The 5,654-nt window shown below is 67.2% G+C and carries 5 protein-coding genes and 1 pseudogene; 4 read left to right on the top strand and 2 right to left on the bottom strand.

Features of this window, described 5'->3' with window-relative positions:
* The 4 genes and pseudogenes from U9980_RS13930 to U9980_RS13915 form a co-directional block, all read left to right on the top strand.
* Positions 1 to 715, top strand: a pseudogene (locus tag U9980_RS13930) (hypothetical protein); the annotation flags it as partial.
* A gap of 236 nt (positions 716 to 951) precedes the next feature.
* Positions 952 to 1,962: a thioredoxin-disulfide reductase gene (trxB, locus tag U9980_RS13925; RefSeq protein WP_322768302.1), complete on the top strand. Its 1,011-nt coding sequence runs from the start codon at positions 952 to 954 to the stop codon at positions 1,960 to 1,962.
* Between the two features lie 137 nt (positions 1,963 to 2,099).
* Positions 2,100 to 2,426, top strand: coding sequence for a thioredoxin (gene trxA, locus U9980_RS13920; RefSeq protein ID WP_322768301.1), 327 nt, complete (start codon positions 2,100 to 2,102; stop codon positions 2,424 to 2,426).
* 278 nt (positions 2,427 to 2,704) lie between these two features.
* A complete protein-coding gene (locus tag U9980_RS13915) occupies positions 2,705 to 4,072 on the top strand; it encodes an N-acetylmuramoyl-L-alanine amidase (protein WP_416210271.1) in 1,368 nt (455 codons plus the stop codon).
* Between the two features lie 103 nt (positions 4,073 to 4,175).
* Here U9980_RS13915 and U9980_RS13910 read toward each other — a convergent pair whose 3' ends face one another.
* Together U9980_RS13910 and U9980_RS13905 are read right to left on the bottom strand one after the other, a co-directional pair.
* Entirely contained in the window at positions 4,176 to 4,823 is a 648-nt protein-coding gene (locus U9980_RS13910; protein WP_322768299.1) for a GNAT family N-acetyltransferase, read from the bottom strand.
* A gap of 570 nt (positions 4,824 to 5,393) precedes the next feature.
* Positions 5,394 to 5,654: protein-tyrosine phosphatase family protein (locus U9980_RS13905; RefSeq protein ID WP_416210270.1), on the bottom strand; the 261-nt coding region annotated here is incomplete at its 5' end.

Below are 5,654 nucleotides of genomic sequence, written 5' to 3'. Positions count from 1 at the left end.
CCGCAACCCGGCCGCCGGCCAACGGACACTGTCGAGATCATGGCGACCGGGGCGGATTCCAACCCGGGTTCCGACCCGGCCCCCGGGGATCCCGGCGTGGTTCACAGCGGCGGCCTGCCTGATCGTCGTGGTGGGCATGGTCAGCTTCGTGGTAACGCTGGCCCACCATCCCGCTCAGAGCACCGCCAGTGAGGCCAGCAGCCGGCTGGCGGCACCACTGCCGGCACCGGCGGCCGCACCGCTGACGGCGCAGGCGCCGCGTTCTACCGCGGGAGACAGCTCCGCTGGCGAGATTGCACCCGGTGCGGTCGCCGACGCGGCCTCAGCCATCCTCGCGCATACCGGGCGCCCGGTGACCATGGCCGAGATTCCCCAGCACGCACTCGATCTGGTGACCGGACGGATACCGGGAACGCTCCGGGTGTCACTGCACGAAGACGGCGCTGCCACGACCGATCCATCCGCCGCGGTCGCGTCTGTCATCACCGAGATGACCCAACCGGACCTGCGCTTGTGCTACGTCACCCTGGCCGCGCAGACGGGCGGGACCATCGCCGCACTCGATCTGGTGACCTTCAACGGGCAGCCGGCCGTGCTGGTCGTCCTGTCCAGCCCGAATGACACCGACCAACTGCAGGTGGCCGTGCTCGACGAGCGGTGCAACGTCACCAACATGACGGCGGCCCTGTGGTACAGCACAACCGCTTCCCGATAATGACCTTTCCCCGGCCGAAGGCGGCGCGATGATGCTCGTACGCGCCGCCGGCGGCCCCACCCAGGCCAACCCGGCCGAAGGCGGCGCGATGATGCTCGTACGCGCCGCCGGCGACCTCAAGTAGATCTAGCCGGACCGTGACCGGTGCCCCGGGAATCGGGCGCGCAGTGGGACGGTTGTGGCAGGCGCACGGCCTCACCGGCAACAGCCGGCGACCCGAAAGGACAGGTGGAGATGTGACCGCGCAGAGCAGCGGGCCCGGATCGAACGATCCGGATGTGCGCGACGTCGTGATCATCGGATCCGGCCCGGCCGGCTATACCGCGGCGATATACACGGCGCGCGCGAACCTGCGCCCGCTGGTCTTCGAGGGTGCCGTCTCAGCCGGAGGCGCGCTGATGACCACGACGGAGGTGGAGAACTTCCCGGGCTTTCCCGAGGGCATCCAGGGCCCCGAACTCATGGAGGGCATTCGGCGCCAGGCCGAACGGTTCGGCGCGGAACTCATTGCCGACGACGTCACCGAGGTCGATCTGCGGGCCGACCCGAAAATCATCACCGTCTCGGACAAGACATACCTCGCCCGCACTGTGATCATCGCCACCGGCTCCTCCTACCGCATGCTGGGCCTCGCGGACGAGGCCCGCCTCCTCGGCCACGGCGTGTCGGCATGCGCGACCTGTGATGGGTTCTTCTTCAGGGACCAGGACATCATCGTCGTCGGTGGCGGTGACTCGGCCTTGGAAGAGGCAACGTTCCTGACCCGTTTCGGCCGGTCTGTGACGATCATCCACCGGCGAGACCGACTGCGGGCAAGTGCGATCATGCAGGAACGCGCGCTAGCCAACCCGAAGATCCGTTTTCGGTGGAACGCCGTGGTCGAGGCCATCCTCGGCGACGACACGGTCACCGGCGTCACAGTGCGCGACACCGTGACTGGCGAGACGGACGATATCCCCGCGACCGGCCTGTTCGTCGCCATCGGCCACGAGCCTCGGTCGGAGCTTGTTCGTGGGCAGCTCAAGCTCGACGAGGCCGGGTACATCGTGGTGGACCATCCCTTGACCACTACCAACCTTTCAGGCGTCTTCGCCTGCGGTGACGTCGTCGACCACATCTACCGGCAGGCCGTCACGGCGGCGGGCACCGGGTGCGCAGCAGCGCTGGATGCGGAGCGTTGGCTGGCCGCACGCGAAGGCGAAGGCGAACAGGTACCACGGGCACCCGCCGAGACGGTCACGCAGTGAGCGCCGGCGACAGTCACGGATTCCGGATGCTCTAAGTTCCCCTGGATCCGAATCCACCAGGTTCGTCAGGGCACTGTGTCCGCGGAGTCGTTCTGACACGACGCCGTCCCCGTAGCAACGATAGGGAGGAGATCATCATGGCTGGGGTTACCAAGTCCGTCACCGACAGCACATTCGCCGACGAGGTCCTGGGAAGTAGCGTGCCCGTCCTCGTCGACTTCTGGGCGGAGTGGTGCGGGCCGTGCAAGATGATCGCCCCGGTTCTCGAGGAGATCGCGGCCGAGCACAGCGACAAGCTGCGCGTAGTCAAGCTCAACATCGACGAGAACCCGCAGGTCGCTCGGCAGTATCAGATCATGTCAATACCCACCATGGCCGTTTTCGTGAACGGCGAGGTGGATAAGAGCATCGTCGGCGCGAAGCCGAAAGCAGCCCTTCTGCGGGATCTTTCCGCATACATCTGAGTACGGCCTGTGTGGCGGGTGATGGTGGCCCGCCCACGAGGCCGGCTTCCCCGTGCAACGCCTTCGGCGTGGCACGGGGAAGCCGGATCGGTAGGCCCCCGCACAGCGACCCACCCACGAGCTCGGGGTCCCCGGATCGCGGCGAAGCCCCACCCACACCCGTGATACGCCTACCGATTCGCGAAGCGGATCGGTAGGCCCCCGCACAGCGGCCCACCCACGAGCTCGGGGTCCCCGGATCGCGGCGAAGCCGCTATCCGGGGTTAGCCTGTGTCCCCGTGACCCGTCCGTCAGTAGGTTCGAGTGGTAACCGCGGGGCAAGGCTTCTGCGTCTCGGCGACCGTGATCCATCCGTCATCGAGGTACGCGCCGCATTGATCTCCCTGTCGTTTCTGCCGGCCGCGCCACGTCAGCCAGACGCATCCGCGCAGGGTTCGGGAGGCCCGAGGCTACGCAATCATGGTTCCTCCGCACTGCCGGAGGTCCCGGTCACCGGGCCGCTGTTGGTTCCAGCCAGCACAGACCTGCCTCATCCTACCGACCCGCACGTGTCATATCCGTACATGTCCGACCGGCCCGTGTCCGACCTGTCGGGGTCCGACCCTGCGGCGAACGGGAGCCTGTTCGACGAGGCACTGGACGATGCCGTCCGTGCGTTTCAGCAGAGCCGAGGCCTGTCCGCGGACGGCATTATCGGCCCGGACACCTTCCGCGCGCTCGACGAGGCCCGTCGCAAGCTCGGCGACCGCCTGCTGTACCACAGCATCAACCATCCGTTCATCGGAGACGATGTGGCAGCACTCCAGGAGCGGCTGTCGAACATGGGGTTCGCCGTGGGACGAGCGGACGGGATCTTCAGCTCGCAGACGGAGGCGGCACTCAAGGACTTCCAGCACAACCGGGGCTTGGAACCGGATGGCCGTTGCGGGCCGCTGACCCTGCGGGAGCTGAAGAAGCTGGAACGGACCGTCGTCGGCGGCCGTCCGGATGTGCTGCGGGAGTCGGTACGCCTGCTTCAGCAGGGTCCGTCCCTGCTCGGGGTCGTGGTCGCGATCGACCCCGGGCATGGTGGGGGAGATCCGGGGGTCACCGTCGGGCAGCTGTGCGAGCGCGACCTCATGGCCGATCTTGCCTCTCGACTCGAGGCCCGACTGTTGGCCTCCGGCCTGGAGGCATACCTGCTGCACGGTCCACACGAATCGCCGGACGACTCCGAACGTGCCCATCGGGCGAACGAAATCGGCGCGGACCTACTCGTGTCGTTGCATCTGGACGCGGGCAAGTCGCCGCATGCCCAGGGAGTGTCGTCCTACTACTTTGGCAATGCCCGGGGATCGTCCGCCGTGGGTGAACGCCTGGCCGGGCTCGTGCAGAAGGAACTTGTATCGCGCACGGACCTCGTCAACTGCCGGACCCATGCCAAGACCTGGGAGCTCCTTCGGCAAACGCTGATGCCGGCCATCCGTACGGATCTGGGCTATCTCACGAACCCGCACGATGCCGCCGCACTCGAATCGCAGGAATTTCGGGCCACCGTCGCCGAGGGGATACTCGCTGCGGTACAACGGCTGTTCCTGCCGCCGGACCTCGACCCACCCACAGGACAGCTACGGGTGCCGACGCTTGCCTCGCGTACGGCCCGCTGAGGCCCTGCCTGGCCCTTTCTACCGACTCTGCCGCAAACCCCCGCCGACGGGCTGGCCGTATCCCTGCTGGCCGTCTCCCAGGGCAATTGGCACCGAGACACGGTCAGCCCGTCGGCGCTGTCCCAGCCGCGCTACCGACCTGGCGCAGCATCGCCTCCGGCGCCATCGACCCAAGCAGCCGCTCAAGCGCGACCTCAACCTCTTCCCGCCAGCTCACGGCGTTCTTGACCTCAAGCCGCAGCCGGGGCCAACGGTGGTGCGGCCGGACCGTCTTGAAGCCCACGGCAAGCAGATACTCGGCGGGTACAACGCACCGGGTCCCTTCGCCACGCAGATCCCCGAAAGCCTCAATGGCGCGAAACCCACGGCGGACCACATCCTTGGCGACCGACTGGATGAGAACACGCCCCAAGCCCTGGCCAGCGAACTCATCCAAGATTTTTGCAGTCATGAGGAGCACGGCGTCCGGACTGACGGGACTCGTCGGAAAGGCGACCGACCGCGGTACATAGGCCGGCGGTGCGAACATCGCGAACCCGGCCGCGACGCCGTCCACATAGATGATCTTTCCGCAGCTTCCCCACTCGAGAAGGGCTGAGGACACCCACGCTTCCTTCTCCAGCTCAGTGCCCCCGGCTTCCTCCGCCCGACTGCGTGCGACCGGGTCCAGCTCCCAGAAGACGCATCGACGGCACCGCCGCGGCATATCGTCAATGTTGTCGAGAGTGATGTTGGCAACGCGACGGCTCATATCGCGATGTTCCACGCGGCCAGGCATCCAGCGTCGAGGTCACCACTGACATCTCCCACACATCCAGGTTAGGCCATCCGGTGTAGATCTTCATTGAAGATGACCGCTGTCCGGGTACGACGAACGTTTCCGGCGGCCAGAGCGCCCAGGAGCGCGGGGTGTCGGCGTCGGCGAACCGACCCCTGCTGCATCTCCTGGCACGAGAAGTCCCCAACGTGGCGCGTACCACGTCGTCAGGGTGGGACGGGTGGGGGCGAGTTCATAATGTTCCACGTGAAACGCCCGCGGTGGAGTCGCCGACGACGGGCCCCTCGAGCCGGAATTCGCAGCACTGGGTAGCGCTGCGGGCGAACCCCTGTGGGAGAACCATCTCGATCGCCGTGTGCCGGTGGGATCTGGACAGGCCAGGAGGCCGGCTGGGCGCGGATCGCCCGGCAATGGGGGTGTGGATGAAGGAGTGGGGCTGGGGTGCGTGCATCGCGAAGTGCGAGGACAGAGGCACGCACCCCAGCCCCGCGACGCCGCATCCCTGTTGCCGGGCACTCTACGTTGTGGCTGATGGGGCGAGGGCTACTGGAAGCGGGAGACGAAGCGGCGTTGCCAGGGTGTCTCCACGGCGCGTGGGGAGTATCGCTCCCGGACGTAGGCAACCGCCTCACGGGCCGGTACCCCGTCCAGCACTGCGAGGCAGGCCAGTGCCGTGCCGGTTCGTCCGTATCCACCGGCGCATGCGACCTCGACGCGCTCGGCTTCGGCGCGAATCCATGCCTCGCGCAGCGCGTCGACGGTTGCCGTGCGGTCGGATGGCAACCAGAAGTCGGGCCAGCGAAG

Origin of the sequence: Protofrankia sp. Cr1 (assembly GCF_963555865.1) — a bacterium.
GTDB lineage: Bacteria > Actinomycetota > Actinomycetes > Frankiales > Frankiaceae > Protofrankia.
This window is presented reverse-complemented; position numbering and strand designations above follow the sequence as displayed.

What these genes read in the sequence shown, in the direction of transcription:
- trxA (WP_322768301.1), top strand. Translation starts at nt 2,100, where the DNA reads ATGGCTGGGGTTACCAAGTCCGTCACCGACAGCACATTCGCCGACGAG.
- U9980_RS13910 (WP_322768299.1), bottom strand. Translation starts at nt 4,823, where the DNA reads ATGAGCCGTCGCGTTGCCAACATCACTCTCGACAACATTGACGATATG.